Below are 18,440 nucleotides of genomic sequence, written 5' to 3'. Positions count from 1 at the left end.
TGGGAGCCCTCAATGCAAATCATTCTTTTAGAAAAAGTAACTAACCTGGGCAACCTTGGCGACGTAGTTCGCGTTAAAGACGGTTTCGCTCGTAACTTTTTAATCCCACAACGCAAAGCCCGTCGTGCAACTGAAGCAGCGATTGCTGACTTCGCAGTTCGTCGTGCTGAGTTGGAAAAATTGGCTGCTGAGAAATTGGCTGCTGCTGAAGTAGTTGGCGCAAAGCTTAAGGACTTGGTTCTCGAAATCGGTCAAAAAGCGGGTGTTGACGGTCGTTTGTTTGGTTCTGTAACCAACCATGATATCGCTGATGCTTTGAAAGCTAAAGGCTTCACAATTGAGAAGTCTTCAGTTCGTATGCCTACTGGCCCATTGAAAATGGTTGGTGATCACCCTGTAGCGGTTGCTGTTCATACCGACGTAGTTGCAGACATCACTATTCGTGTAGTTGGCGAGCAAGCTTAAGTTTTAGATCTGTAAACTAGCCACATGGCTGAATCCCGTTCACGTTCCGTTACGCTGAATCCCGGCATGATGGGTTCTGGGGATGCAGTCGTGCAGGCTTTAAAAGTCCCGCCGCATTCTGTAGAAGCCGAGCAATCTTTGCTCGGCGGTCTACTGATCGATAACTCTTCTTGGGATAACCTGGGTGGAGTATTAAACGATAAAGATTTCTATCGCCCCGAACATGCTTTGATCTACAAAGCGATTGCCCGTTTGGTTGGCGACAATCATCCCGCTGACGTTATTACCGTTCATGATGCAATTAAATCAGAGCAAGGTGGCGACTTAGTTGGTATTGATTACCTAAATTCATTAGCGCAAAACACTCCCAGTGCAGCGAACATTAAAGGCTATGCTGATATTGTTCGTGACCGCAGTATTTTGCGTCGCTTGATTGAAGTGTCAGACAGCATTGTTAATTCTGCATTCGTTCCTGAGGGACGCACTGTTAGAACGCTGTTGGATGAAGCTGAGTCACGCATTCTTCAGATTGGTGAAGAAGGTAGTCGCAAAGCTGACTATCTTGAGATTGAGCCTTTGCTGAAAGCTGTTGTTGCCCGTATTGATGAGCTCTATAACCGCCAAGGCGGTAGCGACATCACTGGTATTGCAACTGGCTTCATAGATTTAGATAAGCAAACTAGTGGTCTGCAAAAAGGTGACTTAGTGATTGTTGCGGGAAGACCCTCAATGGGAAAGACCGCATTCGCATTAAATATTGCCGAGAACGTTGCGTTGGCTGAAGGTTTGCCTGTTGTGGTGTTCTCGATGGAGATGTCAGGCGAACAATTGGCTGCCCGTTTGCTGGGGTCAGTAGGGCGCGTAGACCAAGGTCGTATGCGTACCGGTAAGTTACAAGATGATGAGTGGCCACGTGTCACTGATGCAATTGCTCGCTTAAGCAATACCCAAATTTTGATTGACGAGACTGGTTCTTTATCAAGCTTAGAGTTACGCGCACGCGCGCGTCGTATCGCCAGAAACTTTGGCGGTACCCTTGGCTTAGTAGTAATTGACTACTTACAGTTGATGAGTGGTTCTGGTTCTGAAAACCGCGCAACCGAGATTTCTGAAATCTCACGCTCACTCAAATCACTTGCAAAAGAATTGCAGTGCCCTGTAGTGGCGCTCTCTCAGTTAAACCGTGGTCTTGAGCAACGCCCTAATAAGCGTCCGATCATGTCTGACTTGCGTGAGTCAGGCGCTATTGAGCAAGATGCCGACTTAATTATGTTCATCTATCGTGATGAGGTGTATCACCCTGATACCACTACCGATAAAGGTGTGGCAGAAATCATCATCGGTAAGCAGCGTAACGGTCCAATCGGTACAGTGCGCTTAAGCTGGCAAGGTCCATATACCAAGTTTGATAACTTAGCGATGGGCTCTGTTGGATATTCATCTGGTGGATACGAGCCGTTCTAAATAAAACAATAAACAGATAAAGAAAAAGCCTCACACTGTGAGGCTTTTTTAATGCAGAAAATTTATCGGATCAAAACAGAGGAAATAACTAATCTTATTTACCGCCTTCACATTTCTTAATTGAGGCTGCTTTAGCTGCACCATACAGTGGCTTACCATCTTTGCTAATTGCTTTAGCTTCACAATCGTTCGGCTTGGCATCACCCATGCACTTCTTAATGGAAGCATCTTTAGCTGCGCCATACAGCGGCTTTCCTTCTTTGCTCACTGCCTTGGCTTCACAGGCTGCTTGATCAGCAAAAGCGTAAGTAGGAAGCGCAAAGCTCAGGGCAATACTTAAAGCGATGATGATTTTTTTCATGCTCATTCTCCAGGTGGGTGATTAGGCTCAAGCTTACTTTAGTTCTCAAAACAATTATTGATGATTATGTAAGTTGGAAGTATTAGCCCTAAGGTTAATAGATATTAACTATATGGGTAATTATTATTAACCCTATTAATATCAGTGGCTTAGCCACTTCTTTTATATCTAAATCCGCTAGAGCAAGCCCAATGAAAAGCAAGATTCTGTTTCGCAGCCTATTAAGTTTTGGAGTTACTTACATGCTCCTAGGTTTCTCATCATTCTCGATCGCAGCAGGTAGCTGTGATAACTACACTCCGGATATAAACGGAACTGTAGTGACGTGTACTGGAGTCGGTAGCACATCAGCAGGCGTTATTTCGACTCAGTCAAATACAACAGTGGGCAATAGCGTTACTGTAAACATTAACTCTGGTACTTCATTAATCATCAATGGCTCTACAGTGGGCATTGGTAGTGCAGCCACAGTGGTTAATGATGGAAATTTAAATACCAGTGCATTTTATTTTGGCTATGGTATTTCATCAGGAGTTAACGGAAGATCTCAGGCAGGTGGCAGCAGCATTACTAACAACGGCACTATTTACACGGGTGGTACGAGCGCATCAGGCATTTACATCAGTGCAACTAATGCTGGTTCTGCGGCTAATACGATCATCAATACTGGCTCCATCACAACAGCGGGCTCTGGTGCAAATGGTATTCAGGTTGTTAATGGTGGAGCAATCACTGCCATTAATAACTCGGGAGTAATTTCTGCTCAAGGGGCTAATTCAAATGGAATTCAAGTAACGGGCGCAGCAAATATCACTAACTCAGGAACCATATGCCCATCAACGGTTGTTGGCAGCAATTGCGCTGCAAGTGGCGCGGGTAGTGGCAACGGCATCCAAATTGATAACAATGCCAATGCCAATCGCACTACCATCACCAATACATCATCCGGCTTAATAGGTGCTCCTACAGCAGCAAATTACGCAATCTACAGCGCTCAGCAACCTGGGGTGGATGTATATAACTACGGAAAAATTATTGCTGCAAGTGCTGCCGCTACTGCAATTAATTTTGCTGGCTCGACAACGGGCGGATCTAATAACACTGTTACTTTATATGGCGGCTCTACTTTGTTAGGCGGCATTAGTTTTAATAAGGGCAACACACAAGAAACCCTGAGCTTTAACGGGCTTTCAAATACAAACTTCAGTAATGCCGTAACTGGTCTGAATATCATCAACGCCACTAATAACTCTAACGTAGTGATGAATAGCTCCTCCGGATATGAATTAGTGTCTGGAAAAGTTGCTGTTGACGGTACTTCTAGCTTGGCTATCTCTGGGGTGATTCAGGATCAAACTAGCCCAAGCGCTGCTGCCTCTAGTATTGAGAAAAGTGGGGCTGGAGCTTTAGTTTTATCCGGTGCTAATACTTACACGGGTGGCACAGTGTTGAATGCGGGAACCATTGCGGTTGCCAATAATACAGCCCTCGGTACTGGTTCTGTAACGATGGCAGGTGGCACAACCCTGCAAGCAAACTCTTCAGTAAATCTTGCTAATAATGTTGCTTTATCTGGTGCGAGCACTATCAACACCAATGGAAATAACATGGGCCTGTCAGGGAATATGGCGGGATCTGGTGGATTTACAAAAATAGGTGCTGGCACCTTAACCCTCTCCGGTACCAATGCCTATAGTGGTGGTACTACCGTTTCAGCAGGCACGTTGGCCGGTAATACCTCAAGTATTCAAGGTAACGTAGTTAACAATGCAATCCTTAATTTCAATCAGTCTGCCAATGGCGCATATGCTGGCGTGATGAGTGGATCAGGTAGTCTGGTTAAAGATGGCTCTGGCACCGTAACAATTTCTAAGGTCAATACTTACACCGGCGATACAAACATTAATGCGGGTAGTCTCATAATAACTGGCTCGACTACATCAAATACTTCTATTGCTGCCAGTGCTAACTTGCAAGGCAGTGGTGTTATTAATGGCAACGTAACTAACTCAGGAACAATTACCCCATCATTTAACGGTACTGCAACCAACCTGACAGTTAACGGAAACTACGTTGGTAATAATGCTGCCTTTGTTGGTGGTGTATACGCTCCAGTTGCTTCACCTGTTGCAGATACCTTGACTGTAACTGGCAACACCACAGGTTCTACTGGACTCACTATTACTGATAAGGGTGGTCTCGGTAATCGCACAACTGGCAATGGTATTCCGGTGGTGATTGTGAATGGAGCTTCCACATCCAATGCCTTTGCATTAACTCAGCGTGTTGCAGCTGGTGCCTATGAATACCAGTTATACAAAGGTGGTACATCTGGAGTGGGAAATTCTTGGTACCTGTTTACTCAAGCACCAGCTCCAGCATCCACACCTGGCTCTGGCGGCTCAACGCCAGCTCCTGTTACTCCAGCCGTTCCTGCAGCCCCAGTCATCACTCCAGCGGCTGGTGAGCGTATCGAGGTTGCTGTTTATCCAGCTGTACCTTCATTAGTCCAGTTGTATGCGCAAACTGCGGTTGATACATTAGATCAACGTCGTGGCGATCTGAATTTGGTTGACCCGCAAAGCGGCTCTAAGAAGAGCTCAAATGATTGGGCGCGCATTATTGGTAAGACTGGTACATCTACTCCCTCGACTGTAGATAATGGTCCGAAGATGAGCTTCAATGCTTATGCCTTGCAACTTGGCGTTGATCTATATCAGAATGAAGAGCAGGGTGGATCAAGATCTTATGTCGGTCCTTACGTAACGATTGGTAGCGCTAATGCAAATACCTCCAGCCAGAGCGGCGGGATCTCTACTGGTAGCATCAATGGGATGCAAGCTTACTCTTTAGGTTTTTATGGAACTCATTTTGCAGCCAATGGCTTGTATGTAGATGCACTTGCTCAAGGTACTCGTTACCTCAATGCTGGCGCTAGTTCAGTCCAGGGCGCGCAGCTTAGAACCCAAGGGTCAGGCTTTACTGGATCCCTGGAGGGTGGCGGTCGCTGGAACTTCGATAAGTTCTTAATTTCTCCGCAAGCTCAAATCGTGTATGACGCCATTGGCATGAATAATGCTACTGATGCCTACGGTCAAGTGAACTTTAATAAAAGTGAGATGACTCGTGGCCGTTTAGGTTTATTAGCTGGTCATAAGGATGTTGTTGGTAGCACTCCCATCTTTGCGTATTTGCGTGCCAGCTATTGGAGTATCTTTAATGCAGGCACCAGCACGACTATGGCTTCGCTCTATGGTGTTAATCCGATCACTTTTCAGTCGCAAGCAAACTCACGCTGGATGACTGTAGATGCTGAATTAAATGCACGCATCACAAAAGACACTAATCTGTTTCTGAACTTAGCTGTTGATAACTCCTTAGTGGGAACTTATCAGGCTTACTCCGGAAGAATTGGTCTGCAGACTCGTTTCTAAAGCAGACCTGATATAACCCTTGCGCGATTACTGAGGTACTACGCGACGTGCTTCAGTAAACTTTGCCGCCCAATAGGGTGAAGTGATGTAATCGAGACGCACCGTTCCGCCTGCACTCGGGGCATGCACAAATCTGCCTTGCCCCACATAGATTCCAGCATGAGAATATTTCTCACCAGTGGTATTGAAGAATACTAAATCACCTGGTGCGGGAGGTTGCCCTTCAATGCTTCTACCTTTGGTGCTCATTAATTGAATAGTGCGCGGTAGTTTTACCCCGGCCGCTTTGTTATAGACATACATAATCAGCCCACTGCAATCAAAACCACCTTTTGGGGTATTGCCACCATATCGATAGGGCACGTCCACTAAGCCTACGGCTGCAATGGAGATATCTTCAGTGCCAACACTAGTATCTTGTTTGAATTGAGAAACTTTTGAAGAGGATCCTGATTTACCGCTGAATGTGCTGCATCCGCTTAGGATGAGTAAGCTACAAATAAAAATGCCGCACCCAAGAAGAGTGCGGCATGAGAGGGATTGCTTAGAGTGCGTCAGCAGCATGATCCGCAAGGCGTGAGCGCTCACCGCGAGCCAATGTCACATGACCGCCGTGACGCCAGCCTTTGAAGCGATCCACCACATAAGTTAAACCAGAGGAGCCTTCTGTTAGGTAAGGCGTATCAATCTGAGCGATATTACCCAAGCAAATGATTTTGGTTCCAGGACCTGCACGGGTTACCAAAGTCTTCATTTGTTTAGGGGTTAAGTTTTGCGCCTCATCAATGATGACAAACTTGCTGACAAAAGTTCTGCCGCGCATGAAGTTCATGCTCTTTACTTTAATACGGGAGCGAATCAACTCTTGGGTTGCAGCGCGACCCCATTCACCGGGACCGCCATCTTCGTTGCGCTGTAATACCTCGAGATTGTCGTCAAATGCACCCATCCAAGGTTGCATCTTTTCTTCTTCGGTACCAGGTAGGAAGCCAATATCTTCGCCTACAGGCACTGTGGCACGAGTAATGATGATTTCGTTATAGCGTTTGCTATCGAGAACCTGCTCAAGTCCGGCAGCCAATGCTAACAAGGTTTTACCAGTTCCTGCCTGACCCAATAAAGTCACAAAATCCACATCCGGATTCATGAGCAGATTCATGGCAAAGTTCTGCTCGCGGTTGCGTGCAGTAACACTCCAAACATTGTTCTTTTGATGAGAGAAGTCTCTGAGTGTTTGTAAGAGAGCAGTTTTGCCATTAATTTCTCTAACCTGTGCGTAGAAAGGCGTGGAGCCATCAGGATTTTCTTGATAGACAAACTGATTGACCAGCATGCTTTGTACGGATGGCCCGGTAACTCGATAAAACATCGTGCCGGATTTAGAATCAGCCCAGCTTTCCATATCCTTGCCATGTTTAGGCCAGAAGTCTGCATTCAGTTGCATGACTCCGGCATACATCAAGTCACGATCTTCTAAAACTTGGTCATTGAAATAGTCTTCAGCCGGTAAGCCAAGTGCGCGGGCTTTGATGCGCATATTGATATCTTTCGATACCAACACTACTTCTTGCCCTTTGCGAGTTTTTTGCAGCTCACTGACTACTGCCAAAATCATGTTGTCGCCCTTACCTTCGGGCAAGCCCTCCGGTAATGCTTGTGTGGAGAATTTAGTTTGGAAGAAGAGGCGACCGGTGACATCTTGGTTGCCTAACTTATTCAGTGGAATGCCTTCATCTAATGTGCCACTTGTTCCGGCAATCAGTTGATCCAATGATCTACTAACTGTACGAGCATTGCGGGCTACCTCGGTCATACCTTTTTTGTGATTGTCCAGCTCTTCAAGAGTGGTCATTGGCAGATAGAGATCGTGCTCGGAGAAACGGAATAGCGAGCTTGGATCATGCATCAATACGTTGGTATCGAGAACAAATAAGCTCGGCGGTCCAGTACGAATTACACGTTTAGGTTTTGCGGGTGTAGGTGCTTTACTTTCGTTTCGTGCGCTCGAAGTGGGGCGATGATCCGCTTTGATCTTTTCAAGAGCTACTTCTGCAGCAGATAAATCTTCCTCTGCGTCATTAGTCCAATCAACGGCTTCCACTACCACTGGTTTTGCTTGAGCAGGGCGTTTCTTTAAGTCGGGAGTATCTTTGCGACTGAGTTTGACTTGATCAGCAATTTGAGTGGGGATTGGGGGCAGTGGCATGGACTCTCCTAAAAGAAAAAACCACCAAGCGGATTGCATTGACGGTTTATTACGAAACTGGTTGTATTAAGGTCTGAAAAACGGAGGGGGTTGCTCCCCGTACCTGATCTGAGATATTCAGGTTTCTGATTCAAACGGATTGTCAGACTTTCCCGTCGTTTACGGTGCATATGAATCACTTTACCCCAAATTTTGGGGTTTGCAAGCACCTCAGATCAAATTGTTGTAAAAATTATTTAGTGGCTTGAGCAGCTTGTAATACCTCTGTCACATGACCCGGAACCTTCAGGCCGCGCCACTCTTTTGCGAGTTTGCCGGCGGAGTCAAATAGGAAGGTGCTGCGCTCGACGCCACGGACTTGTTTGCCATACATATTCTTCATCTTCATAACGCCAAAGATCTGGCAAAGCTTTTCTTCCGTGTCAGCAACTAGCTCAAACGGGAGTTCTAGTTTGCTCCGGAAATTGTCATGTGACTTGAGGCTATCTCGGGATACACCTACCACCAGAGTATTGGCTTTAGTGAATGCTTCAATGTTGTCTCTAAATTCTCCGGACTCAGCTGTGCAGCCTGGGGTCATATCTTTAGGGTAGAAGTAGAGGACCAGCTTTTTACCTTTTGCAGACGCAGGTGAAAACATTAATCCAGAAGTTGCTGGAATCGCGCACTGTGGCATAGGTTGACCGATGGCTACTGTCATGATGATCCTTTGTTGGTTATTGTCTCTGAGGTCTAGTTATTTTGAATGATTAAGTCGCCGCTGCGATTGGGTATTTCACCCCAAGTCAGTGGCAGTACCGCTATTTTATCGAGTTGCTTGGTAGCTTCCCAAGATTTGTGCAGGTCGCCCATAGTGACTAGGTCGTGACCTTGATCTAGCCATCCGGCTATTAGCTTCTCAAATGCAGGCAATAGCTTTTGTCCCTCTAGTTCAGCATGGAGCGTGAAGACTTGGTCATTTGGATTGCTTTGGGTGATCTCTAATAACTTTTTGACTACGCCAAATTCATCTGCGCCATCGATGCCAATAAGTTCATCAAAGGTCGGGAGTGTTGTTGGGTACTGAACATGCTTCGCTTTTCCTGAAGGCAGTGCAAGGCGATAAGGCATGAGATTGGGTTCAGCTCTACCGTCAGAGGAGTAAGCAATGCCCCATTGATCGAGTTGCTCAAAGGCGGCATCGTTCATTTGCCAACCAGCAGCACCATAAGTTACTGGCGCATGCCCAAAGATTTCTACAAAACGATCCCAACTTTTTTGCATCATCGTTTTTGTCCAAGGTGCATCTTGATTACGAACTGCGTCTTGCCAGGCAACGTGATCCCAAGTATGAATACCTGTTTCATGACCTGCTTTGTCAATTGCACGCATTTCTGCGGCAGCTTTTTTTCCAATGTCTGGCCCAGGAAGAAGGACTCCGTAAAGCAAAGTCTTAATGCCGTAATGCTCGACAACGGAAGTGCGGCTTACTTTCTTTAGAAAGCCTGGGCGAAAGACACGCTTTAAAGCCCAACCGGTGTGGTCAGGCCCAAGGCTAAACAGAAAGGTGGCTTTGAGGCCAAAACGCTCCAAGGTACGAGCAAGATTGGGTACGCCTTCTTTAGTGCCGCGTAAGGTATCTACATCAACCTTGAGAGCTATCTTAGCCATGTACCTTTGACTTGCTTACTTATTCTTTGTCGACTAGGTGACGTGCTTTTTCTACGTCTCCACGATAGGCTTCAAAAATATTCTTGAGCGCATCGGACATCGTAGTGGTTGGCTTCCAACCCAATTCACTCATCGTGTTGTCAATTGCAGGAACACGATTTTGTACGTCTTGGTAGCCTTCACCGTAGTAAGCGCCGGAAGTAGTCTCAACAATTTTCACTTCATTCGCATTCTTTGCATACTCAGGAATGCTGCGAGCGATTTCCAACATCTGATTAGCAAGTTCGCGAATAGAGTGATTGTTCTTTGGGTTGCCGATGTTGTAGATTTTGCCGTTGGCAACACCATCTTTGTTGTCGATGATGCGCATTAAAGCATCGATGCCATCGTCAATATAAGTAAAGGCGCGTTTCTGGGCGCCACCGTCAACAACGTTAATGGATTCACCACGAACGATGTGACCTAAGAACTGAGTCACAACGCGGGAAGAGCCTTCTTTTGGTGTGTAGATGCTATCTAAGCCAGGGCCAATCCAGTTAAATGGGCGGAAGAGGGTAAAGCGTAAGCCTTCCATGCCATAGCCCCAGATCACACGGTCCATCAATTGTTTAGAACAGGCGTAGATCCAGCGTGGCTTGTTGATTGGGCCGTAAACCATATTGGATTTAGACGGATCGAATTCGGCGTCTTCACACATTCCATATACTTCAGAAGTTGATGGGAATACCAAATGCTTTTTGTATTTCACTGCAGAGCGCACGATTGGTAGATTGGCTTCGAAATCGAGTTCAAATACTTTAAGTGGCTGCTGTACATAAGTAGCTGGAGTTGCAATCGCAACTAAAGGCAAGATGACATCGCATTTACGGATGTGATATTCAACCCATTCTTTATTGATGGTGATGTCACCTTCAAAGAAATGCATGCGCGGATGATTGATTAAGTCACCAAGACGATCGTTTTGCATATCCATGCCATAGACATCCCAATCGGTTGTCTCGAGAATACGCTTAGAAAGGTGGTGACCAATAAAACCGTTAACACCAAGAATGAGTACTTTTTTCATCTTTACTGCCTCGTTTTAATCTAATTAGATACTGCTCAATTCGTTACTTAGTTGCTTGCTGGAAACCATTCCAAGATTTCTACTGCTTGGTGGTCGCCGCAAATGCCGAATACCCGATTATCAACCACTTGGACGCCACAAACCTCAAGATTGAGCTGGGCTGGAAATGACCCTTTTAGGCTGGTGCGGGCCACAATCATGGCTTTGCCCTGATGATCCGTAAAGGCGCCTGGATAAGGGGGTGCAACCGCCCTAACTAGGTCATGGACCTGTTTAGCAGTCTGATTCCAATGAATTTGCCCGTCCGCAGGCTTGCGACCCCCAAAATAGCTCCCTTTTTGAAGTTCATTCGGTTGGCGGGGCACGATTCCCTGTAATAGGCTGGGTAAGACTTGGTCAATGACGCTTACAGCCGCATGACTTACTTTCCCAAAAACATCGGTAGCAGTTTCATCGGGGTCGATGCTCACGGCTACCTGCCCAACGATATCTCCCGCATCTGGTTTTGCTTCCATTACATGCAAAGTTGCGCCAGTTTCAGTTTCGCCATGCAGGATGGCCCAATTGACTGGCGCACGACCACGATACTTTGGCAGTAGTGAGCCGTGCATATTCAAAGCCGCAATTTTGGCGCAAGCCAAAACCTGCGCTGGAATCATGAATCGATAGTAGAAGGAGAAAATGTAATCGGGGGCCAGTGCTTGAATCTTGGGAATTAAACTCACCAACTCATTAGCTTTTGGCGTAATGAACGGAATATTTTTCTCTGCGCATAATTTAGCGACACTCCCAAACCAAACATTTTCGTTTGGATCATCTTCATGGGTAACAACTAAATCAATTTGGATGCCTGCGCTGATAAGTGCCTTGAGGCAGTTGACGCCAACGTCGTGATAAGCAAAGACGACTGCGTGCAATTATTTTTTCTCTAAAACGGTTTGCACTACATAGCGTGGGCGCTTGCGGATCTGTTGATAGATGCGGCCAATATACTCGCCTAAAAGACCGAGTCCAAAGAGCATGACGCCAATCAGGAAGAAGGTCAGAGCAAAGAGGGTGAATACACCCTCAACCTCAGCACCCAGAAGGAATCGACGCACTAGCAGGTAGACGAACAAGCTACCAGCAGCAAGGGATAGCAGCATGCCAAGTATTGAGAAGATCTGCAACGGCATGACGGAGAAACCAGTGACTAAGTCAAAGTTCAAGCGAATCAATTGGTACAAGCTGTATTTGGATTCACCAGCAAAACGCTCTTCGTGTTTGACGGTAATTTCTACTGGGTTTGCAGAAAAAGTATATGCCAGTGCCGGGATAAATGTATTGCTTTCATCACATTGGCGGACTAAGTCAACAATGCGACGGCTATATCCACGCAACATACAACCTTGATCAGTCATCGTGATGCGGGTAATGTTTTCGCGTAAGCGATTCATAGCCCGTGAAGCAAATTTTCTGAAGAAACTATCACGGCGATCGGCGCGAATAGTGCCTACGTAATCATGACCTTTTAATAGCTGCTCAGTCAATGCATCAATTTCTTCAGGAGGATTTTGTAGGTCTGCATCCAAAGTAATGATGTGTTCACCTTTGGCGTATTCAAAGCCAGCCATGATGGCCATATGTTGGCCAAAGTTACTGTGAAATAAAACTGCACGAGTTACATCAGGACGTAACTCCACTTGCTTGGAAAGAATGCCGGCAGAACGATCTTTGCTGCCGTCATTCACAAATACGATCTCGTAGGTGACCTTGCGTTTGGCAGCCAGGGCATCCAATGCCGGATAAAGGCGATCAAATAGAGCCTGAAGACCATCTTCCTCGTTGTAAACGGGAATAACAATGCTGAGTGTTGGGTTGGCAACTAAATTTGCAGTCATGCTGCAATTTTGCCTGATTCTTTGGGTTTAACCCAGGAACGCTAGTTTTTGCGGTATTTCTGCAGAATTCCGACCAATCCACTGGCTATACAGCCAATATCTTCATCTGCCATTGCCGGAAATAAGGGAAGAGTCAGAATGGATCGACCAATGCGTTCGGCTATCGGAGTGTCTGAAGTTTTGTAGCCCTGGTATTTATAGAGAGTGAACCCAGTGATTGCGGGGTAATGAACGCCAGTGCCAATACCAAGATCTTTTAATTCTGTCATCACTTGGGCGCGATCCGTGTTGAGCTGCTCAAGTGGCAGAACAACTTGAAACATATGCCAGTTACTATCGGTGAAGTTTTCTACTGGGAGTTCTAATTTCAAATCTTCCAATCCAGCAGATTTTAATTTGGCACGCAGCACATCAAAGTATTGGCGCGCGAGTTCAGCGCGACGTGTTTGATAAGAGGGAAGTTGCTTGAGCTGTTCAAGGCCGATAGCTGCATTCACATCGGTCAAGTTATCTTTGCCACCCAATACGTCTACATCCATGCCATCCATGCCTTGACGAGTTAATCCTTGGAGGCGGAATTTCTCAGCCAGTTTTGCTTCATCGAGATTATTGAGAACAAGGCAGCCACCCTCAACAGTGGTGAGGTTCTTGTTGGCCTGGAAGCTAAAGCTCACCAGGTCACCAAAGCTACCAATCTTCTTGCCTTGCCACTGTGAGCCAAAAGCCTGTGCTGCATCCTCAATCACGCGAAGTTTGTATTGTTTGGCTAATGCGTAGAGCTGATTCATATCAACGGGCAGACCTGCCAAATAGACAGGCATGATCGCGCGCGTCTTAGGTGTGATTGCGGCAGCAACTTTATTGAGATCAATATTGCGTGTAACGGGATCGATATCCACAAATACTGGTTTTGCACCAACACCCAAAATCACATTAGAAGTTGCCACCCAAGAAATTGGGGTGGTGATGACTTCGTCACCATTGCCAATGCCAGCAACTTGTAGGGCGATTTTCATGGTTGCGGTGCCATTGGCAAAACAGCGTACCGGACGACCGCCAAAGTATTGGCTTAAAGCAGCTTCAAACTCGGCCAATTTCGGTCCAGATGTCACCCATCCTGAACGCAATACCTCTGAAACAGCATCAATGGTTTCTTGATTGAAGCTAGGGCGCGTGAAGGGTATGAAGTTTGACATGGTGTCCTATATTACTGCGAGATATCTGGATGCTTGACGATGACCCTGCGTGAATCACGATCGACCTCCTGCATTGGGAAGCCCTGGGTCTTAAGCGCATCAAATTGCTCTGGAACCATGATGGCGTAGGCCGTTTGATCTTCTTGCCAGCGGGCAATAAAGGCATCCAGGGTTGGCATCCAGAGGTCTGGCTCTTGATTAACGCCAAACTCAAGTTCATCGGGTGATTCCACCATGATCATTGTTCTGCCTAAATAGAAAGGTACAGTGTGATCTAGAAGACGCACTGAATAGAAGTTCACTTTATCTGGAATAGAGGCTTTGATTCGCTCTACTAGATCGACACCAGAAACTGCGCGACCCAATGTCTCGTGACCTGTTCCCGCGATGATGGCACAGAGAAAGAACCCACCAGCAAAACTGACGATACTTTGAATGCCATTGCGTTTGCTTTGCCATGCTGCGTAAGCACTAAAGCTGACAAGCGCTACTAATGCAGCAATTACCCAATAGATATATTGCGCATAAGCTTCAATCTCATCAGGCCTTGCTTGTTTGCCGATGGCGTCTAAAAAGAAAAATCCAATACACCCTAAAATTGCAAAGCAAAGTGTCTGTAATTTCCATGGCAATGCCATGGTGTTGGTGTGACCAAGTAAGCGATCTAAACGATTGCCAATAATTAAAGCGAGCGCTGGGAAAACGGGGATGATGTAACCCGGTAGCTTGGAGTGCGATACGCTAAAGAATGCAAAGATCACGGCAAACCAGCAAACTAATAACCAGCCTGCTGAGAACTCACGACGGCGCTCGCTCCATGCTTGTGCAATGGCCCCGGGGACCTGTAGAAACCAGGGGAGTAAGCCAATCAGGAGTAACGGTACAAAGTAGTAAATCGGGCCAGTTCTGCTGTGATCATCTTGTGTGAAGCGCTGCAGATGTTCGTGAATAAAGAAGAACTCTAGAAACTCGGGATTGCGTTGCGCAACCAATACAAACCAAGGGGCAGTGATAGCTAAGAACAAAATAGTTCCGCTAAATAAACGTAAGCGCGCCCAGATTTTCCAGTCCCATGTACTGATGGAATAAGCAATAAAAACCATTGCAGGAATCGCTGCACCAATAACGCCTTTGGATAGCGTTGCTAGCGCCATAAAAATCCAGCAAGCCCACATCCAGTTGCGACAATTAATTTTGTTATGAGAAGTTTGTGCAAGCAAGAGACTACATAGGGCTCCCACTAAAAATGAGGACAAACCCATGTCGAGCGAATTGAGGTGACCACTGATAATCCACATTGGGCTCGATGCCAATACAACAGCAGCCAACCATCCTGCTCTCGGGTTGAAGATGCGCGCACCAGTAAAGCCGACCAAAAGAATAGTTAGGAAACCCGTTAGCGCTGTCCAAAGGCGTGCTTGCCAATCGCCAATACCAAATGCCTGAAATGCGGCGGCAGTTGCCCAAGCCTGAAGAGGGGGTTTTTCAAAATACTTGTAACCGTTGTAACGCGGGGTAATCCAATCGCCAGTAACCAGCATTTCCCGGGCTATTTCTGCATAGCGGCCTTCGTCGGATGGAATGAGGTGCCGGTAATTGAGGGTGCCAAACCAAAGCAAGCCATAAATAATGACCAGCAGCAAAATTTTGCCTGGGTGCAGTGCTGATGACTGCCGAATTTGGCCAAATTGCATTAAGTGGGTTCCACAATCAGGGCAAGCATGACCTGACGACCCTCGCCGACTAGGATGTTGTAGGTGCGGCAGGCGGCCTGGGAATCCATGATTTCAAAGCCAATTTTGGCTTCAATCAAGGACTTAAGGAGTTCTGGCTTGGGAAAGCGCTGGCGGCTACCGGTCCCGATGAGGATTAATTCCGGTTTTAAATCAACCATTTGCGCGAAATGACTGGCTTCTAAGCTATCAAATGTTTGCGCAGACCAGTTAGAGATGGCGCCGTCGGAGCTGAGTAAGACCGCATGGTCGTAAGGGATCTTATTGATCTCTACGTAGCCATCGCCATAGCCAGTGATCGTATTCGCTCCGGAATGGGGGTCAGATTGAAGCTTCAAGTGGACTCTCTGTCATAATTATGTGGATTATAGCTAGCTGTTTTTTCTCATATTTCAAGAACTTACCCTTAAATTTATTGTGAAACCGATCCTAAAGTCCCAAAAGCTCGATAACGTCTGTTATGACATACGTGGGCCGGTGCTTGAGCTTGCTCAGCGCATGGAGGAAGAGGGCCACAAAATCATCAAATTAAACATCGGAAACGTAGGGGTTTTCGGTTTTGATCCCCCTGAAGAGATTCAGTTGGACATGATTCGCAATTTAAGCAACGCGTCAGCTTATTCGGATTCCAAGGGAATTTTTGCTGCTCGCAAAGCCATCATGCAGTACTGCCAAGAAAAGGGCATTCAAGGCGTGACCCTGGATGATGTCTATACCGGCAATGGCGTGTCTGAGCTCATCGTTCTGTCGATGAATGCACTCTTAAATGATGGTGATGAGGTATTGGTCCCAACACCAGATTACCCGCTTTGGACTGCTGCAGTCAGTTTGTCGAGTGGCACACCAGTGCACTATCTTTGTGATGAATCCAAAGAGTGGGCGCCAGATTTAAGCGATCTTCGTAAAAAAATTACACCGCGTACCAAAGCGATTGTGGTGATTAATCCAAACAATCCTACTGGTGCGATTTACTCTAAAGAAGTATTGCTTGAGTTAACTCAAATTGCTCGTGAGCATGGTTTGATTTTGTTTGCGGATGAGATTTACGACAAGATGCTGTACGACGGCGAGAAGCATCTCTCATTAGCTTCTTTGTCTACCGATGTAGTCATTATTACCTTCAATGGCCTTTCTAAAAATTACCGTTCCTGCGGCTACCGTGCTGGCTGGATGGTGGTTTCAGGCGATAAAGAAATGGTCCGTGACTATATCGAGGGCCTCAATATGTTGGCCTCAATGCGCTTGTGTGCGAACGTGCCAGGTCAGTATGCGATTCAAACAGCATTGGGTGGTTACCAAAGTATTAATGATTTAGTGGGTGAGGGCGGTCGCCTTGCAAAGCAACGTGATCTTGCATGGAAACTCATAACTGATATTCCAGGCGTGACTTGCGTGAAACCAAAATCTGCTTTGTATTTATTTCCAAAGCTAGATCCTGAGGTTTATCCAATTGAAGATGATCAACAATTTGTTGCTGATCTTTTAAAAGAAGAAAAAGTATTGTTAGTGCAGGGCTCCGGTTTTAACTGGGGCAAACCTGATCACTTCCGTGTAGTGTTCTTGCCTCACGAAGATGTGCTCAAGGAGGCTATTAGCCGCCTTGCTCGTTTTCTGGAGCGTTATCGTAATAAGCACAGCCGTAAGGCTTCTTCAACTGCAGCAAAGGCATCATGAAACCGATTCAAGTAGGTCTGTTAGGTATTGGCACTGTTGGTGGTGGCGTATTCACTGTTCTCGAGCGTAACCAAGATGAAATTACTCGTCGTGCTGGGCGCGGCATTCGCATTAATACAGTTGCTGATTTAAATGTAGAACGTGCCAAAGAATTGGTTAAAGACCGCGCACAAGTGGTAAGTGATGCCCGTGCCGTGATCAATAACCCAGAGATCGACATCGTTGTTGAGCTTATTGGTGGTTATGGCGTCGCTAAAGACTTGGTTCTTGAGGCAATTGCCGCAGGTAAGCATGTAGTTACAGCTAATAAAGCATTGATTGCTGTTCACGGTAACGAAATCTTTAAGGCTGCGCATGCTAAAGGCGTGATGGTTGCCTTTGAAGCTGCTGTTGCAGGCGGTATTCCGATTATTAAAGCCTTACGTGAAGGCTTAACGGCTAACCGTATCGAATGGATTGCCGGCATTATTAACGGTACAACCAATTTCATCTTGTCAGAGATGCGCGACAAAGGTTTGGATTTCGCAACAGTACTTAAAGAAGCGCAACGCCTAGGCTATGCAGAAGCAGATCCGACTTTTGACATCGAAGGTGTTGATGCTGCTCATAAAGCGACCATCATGAGTGCGATTGCATTTGGTATTCCAATGCAGTTTGAAAAAGCACACATCGAAGGCATCACTAAATTAGATGCAATTGATATTAAGTATGCAGAGCAATTAGGCTATCGCATTAAGTTGCTTGGCATTGCCAAGAAAACATCAACTGGTGTTGAGTTGCGCGTGCACCCAACATTGATTCCTTCCAAGCGTTTGATCGCAAACGTTGAAGGTGCCATGAATGCCGTGCAAGTATTTGGCGATGCCGTTGGAACGACTTTGTATTACGGCAAAGGGGCAGGCTCTGAGCCAACTGCTTCTGCAGTGATTGCTGACTTGGTGGATATCACTCGTTTGCTAAGCGCTGACGCTGAACATCGCGTACCTTACTTGGCCTTCCAGCCAGATGCTGTCCATGACACACCAGTGCTCCCTATTGGCGAGATCACTACTAGTTACTATCTGCGCTTGCGTGTAGCTGATCAAGCTGGCGTATTAGCTGATATCACTAAAATTTTGGCTTCGCATGGCGTCTCCATTGATGCACTCTTGCAAAAAGAAGCTGATGAAGGTGAAAGTCAAACTGATTTAGTTGCCTTGACTCACGAGACCAAAGAAAAGAACATGCTTGCCGCGATTAAAGAGATTCAAGCGCTCAAAACCGTCGCTGGCGAAGTGGTGAAGATCCGTTTAGAAAACCTGTCTTAAGTAA

The 18,440-nt window shown here is 46.3% G+C and carries 15 protein-coding genes and 1 pseudogene; 5 read left to right on the top strand and 11 right to left on the bottom strand.

Annotation, left to right across the window (positions count from 1 at the left end; genetic code table 11):
* Positions 1 to 12 precede the first annotated feature (12 nt).
* Both rplI and dnaB read left to right on the top strand, forming a co-directional pair.
* On the top strand, positions 13 to 465 hold the full coding sequence (rplI, locus tag VC159_RS08610; RefSeq protein WP_072583119.1) for a 50S ribosomal protein L9: 453 nt from the start codon (positions 13 to 15) through the stop codon (positions 463 to 465).
* A gap of 24 nt (positions 466 to 489) precedes the next feature.
* A complete protein-coding gene (gene dnaB, locus VC159_RS08605) occupies positions 490 to 1,929 on the top strand; it encodes a replicative DNA helicase (protein ID WP_416350434.1) in 1,440 nt (479 codons plus the stop codon).
* A gap of 94 nt (positions 1,930 to 2,023) precedes the next feature.
* On the opposite strand, the gene VC159_RS08600 is transcribed toward dnaB, so the two are convergent.
* The gene (locus tag VC159_RS08600; protein WP_215360307.1) at positions 2,024 to 2,290 is read right to left on the bottom strand and encodes a hypothetical protein; all 267 of its coding nucleotides are present in this window, start codon (positions 2,288 to 2,290) and stop codon (positions 2,024 to 2,026) included.
* 191 nt (positions 2,291 to 2,481) lie between these two features.
* Between VC159_RS08600 and VC159_RS08595 the strand changes: the two genes are divergently transcribed.
* On the top strand, positions 2,482 to 5,724 hold the full coding sequence (locus VC159_RS08595) for an autotransporter outer membrane beta-barrel domain-containing protein (protein ID WP_323473327.1): 3,243 nt from the start codon (positions 2,482 to 2,484) through the stop codon (positions 5,722 to 5,724).
* A 33-nt stretch (positions 5,725 to 5,757) separates the two neighbouring features.
* On the opposite strand, the pseudogene VC159_RS08590 reads toward VC159_RS08595, so the two are convergent.
* The 10 genes and pseudogenes from VC159_RS08590 to VC159_RS08545 all read right to left on the bottom strand — a co-directional run.
* Positions 5,758 to 6,141: pseudogene (locus tag VC159_RS08590) on the bottom strand (C40 family peptidase); the annotation flags it as partial.
* A gap of 127 nt (positions 6,142 to 6,268) precedes the next feature.
* A complete protein-coding gene (locus VC159_RS08585) occupies positions 6,269 to 7,930 on the bottom strand; it encodes a PhoH family protein (RefSeq protein ID WP_215359413.1) in 1,662 nt (553 codons plus the stop codon).
* Positions 7,931 to 8,162: 232 nt separating this feature from the next.
* A complete protein-coding gene (locus tag VC159_RS08580) occupies positions 8,163 to 8,630 on the bottom strand; it encodes a peroxiredoxin (protein WP_215359415.1) in 468 nt (155 codons plus the stop codon).
* Between the two features lie 32 nt (positions 8,631 to 8,662).
* Positions 8,663 to 9,580, bottom strand: a complete 918-nt coding sequence (locus VC159_RS08575) for a polysaccharide deacetylase family protein (RefSeq protein ID WP_323473326.1) — start codon at positions 9,578 to 9,580, stop codon at positions 8,663 to 8,665.
* Between the two features lie 19 nt (positions 9,581 to 9,599).
* A complete protein-coding gene (locus VC159_RS08570) occupies positions 9,600 to 10,646 on the bottom strand; it encodes a bifunctional UDP-4-keto-pentose/UDP-xylose synthase (RefSeq protein WP_323473325.1) in 1,047 nt (348 codons plus the stop codon).
* A 47-nt stretch (positions 10,647 to 10,693) separates the two neighbouring features.
* Positions 10,694 to 11,563, bottom strand: coding sequence for a formyltransferase (locus tag VC159_RS08565; protein WP_216189348.1), 870 nt, complete (start codon positions 11,561 to 11,563; stop codon positions 10,694 to 10,696).
* Positions 11,564 to 12,526, bottom strand: a complete 963-nt coding sequence (locus VC159_RS08560) for a glycosyltransferase (RefSeq protein ID WP_323473324.1) — start codon at positions 12,524 to 12,526, stop codon at positions 11,564 to 11,566.
* Positions 12,527 to 12,567: 41 nt separating this feature from the next.
* Entirely contained in the window at positions 12,568 to 13,722 is a 1,155-nt protein-coding gene (locus VC159_RS08555; protein ID WP_323473323.1) for a DegT/DnrJ/EryC1/StrS aminotransferase family protein, read from the bottom strand.
* An 11-nt stretch (positions 13,723 to 13,733) separates the two neighbouring features.
* A complete protein-coding gene (locus VC159_RS08550) occupies positions 13,734 to 15,416 on the bottom strand; it encodes a glycosyltransferase family 39 protein (protein WP_323473322.1) in 1,683 nt (560 codons plus the stop codon).
* Positions 15,416 to 15,793, bottom strand: coding sequence for an Mth938-like domain-containing protein (locus VC159_RS08545; protein ID WP_323473321.1), 378 nt, complete (start codon positions 15,791 to 15,793; stop codon positions 15,416 to 15,418). Before VC159_RS08545 ends, VC159_RS08550 begins: the two co-directional genes overlap by 1 nt.
* A 79-nt stretch (positions 15,794 to 15,872) precedes the next feature.
* Here VC159_RS08545 and VC159_RS08540 point away from each other — a divergent pair, with 79 nt between their 5' ends.
* On the top strand, positions 15,873 to 17,129 hold the full coding sequence (locus tag VC159_RS08540; RefSeq protein ID WP_215359429.1) for a pyridoxal phosphate-dependent aminotransferase: 1,257 nt from the start codon (positions 15,873 to 15,875) through the stop codon (positions 17,127 to 17,129).
* Positions 17,126 to 18,436, top strand: a complete 1,311-nt coding sequence (locus VC159_RS08535) for a homoserine dehydrogenase (RefSeq protein WP_323473320.1) — start codon at positions 17,126 to 17,128, stop codon at positions 18,434 to 18,436. The genes VC159_RS08540 and VC159_RS08535 overlap by 4 nt, the downstream gene beginning before the upstream one ends.
* The last annotated feature ends 4 nt before the right edge of the window (positions 18,437 to 18,440 follow it).

The sequence above is a fragment of the Polynucleobacter sp. JS-JIR-II-c23 genome (assembly GCF_035011225.1).
In the GTDB taxonomy this organism is placed as follows: Bacteria; Pseudomonadota; Gammaproteobacteria; order Burkholderiales; family Burkholderiaceae; genus Polynucleobacter.
The sequence above is the reverse complement of the archived record's forward strand: the minus strand, read 5'-3'. Positions and strand labels throughout refer to the sequence as shown.

Excerpts from the sequence above, each read along its gene's own strand:
- rplI (WP_072583119.1), top strand. The coding sequence starts at position 13 with ATGCAAATCATTCTTTTAGAAAAAGTAACTAACCTGGGCAACCTTGGC.
- dnaB (WP_416350434.1), top strand. The coding sequence starts at position 490 with ATGGCTGAATCCCGTTCACGTTCCGTTACGCTGAATCCCGGCATGATG.
- VC159_RS08600 (WP_215360307.1), bottom strand. The coding sequence starts at position 2,290 with ATGAAAAAAATCATCATCGCTTTAAGTATTGCCCTGAGCTTTGCGCTT.
- VC159_RS08595 (WP_323473327.1), top strand. The coding sequence starts at position 2,482 with ATGAAAAGCAAGATTCTGTTTCGCAGCCTATTAAGTTTTGGAGTTACT.
- VC159_RS08585 (WP_215359413.1), bottom strand. The coding sequence starts at position 7,930 with ATGCCACTGCCCCCAATCCCCACTCAAATTGCTGATCAAGTCAAACTC.
- VC159_RS08580 (WP_215359415.1), bottom strand. The coding sequence starts at position 8,630 with ATGACAGTAGCCATCGGTCAACCTATGCCACAGTGCGCGATTCCAGCA.
- VC159_RS08575 (WP_323473326.1), bottom strand. The coding sequence starts at position 9,580 with ATGGCTAAGATAGCTCTCAAGGTTGATGTAGATACCTTACGCGGCACT.
- VC159_RS08570 (WP_323473325.1), bottom strand. The coding sequence starts at position 10,646 with ATGAAAAAAGTACTCATTCTTGGTGTTAACGGTTTTATTGGTCACCAC.
- VC159_RS08560 (WP_323473324.1), bottom strand. The coding sequence starts at position 12,526 with ATGACTGCAAATTTAGTTGCCAACCCAACACTCAGCATTGTTATTCCC.
- VC159_RS08555 (WP_323473323.1), bottom strand. The coding sequence starts at position 13,722 with ATGTCAAACTTCATACCCTTCACGCGCCCTAGCTTCAATCAAGAAACC.
- VC159_RS08550 (WP_323473322.1), bottom strand. The coding sequence starts at position 15,416 with ATGCAATTTGGCCAAATTCGGCAGTCATCAGCACTGCACCCAGGCAAA.
- VC159_RS08535 (WP_323473320.1), top strand. The coding sequence starts at position 17,126 with ATGAAACCGATTCAAGTAGGTCTGTTAGGTATTGGCACTGTTGGTGGT.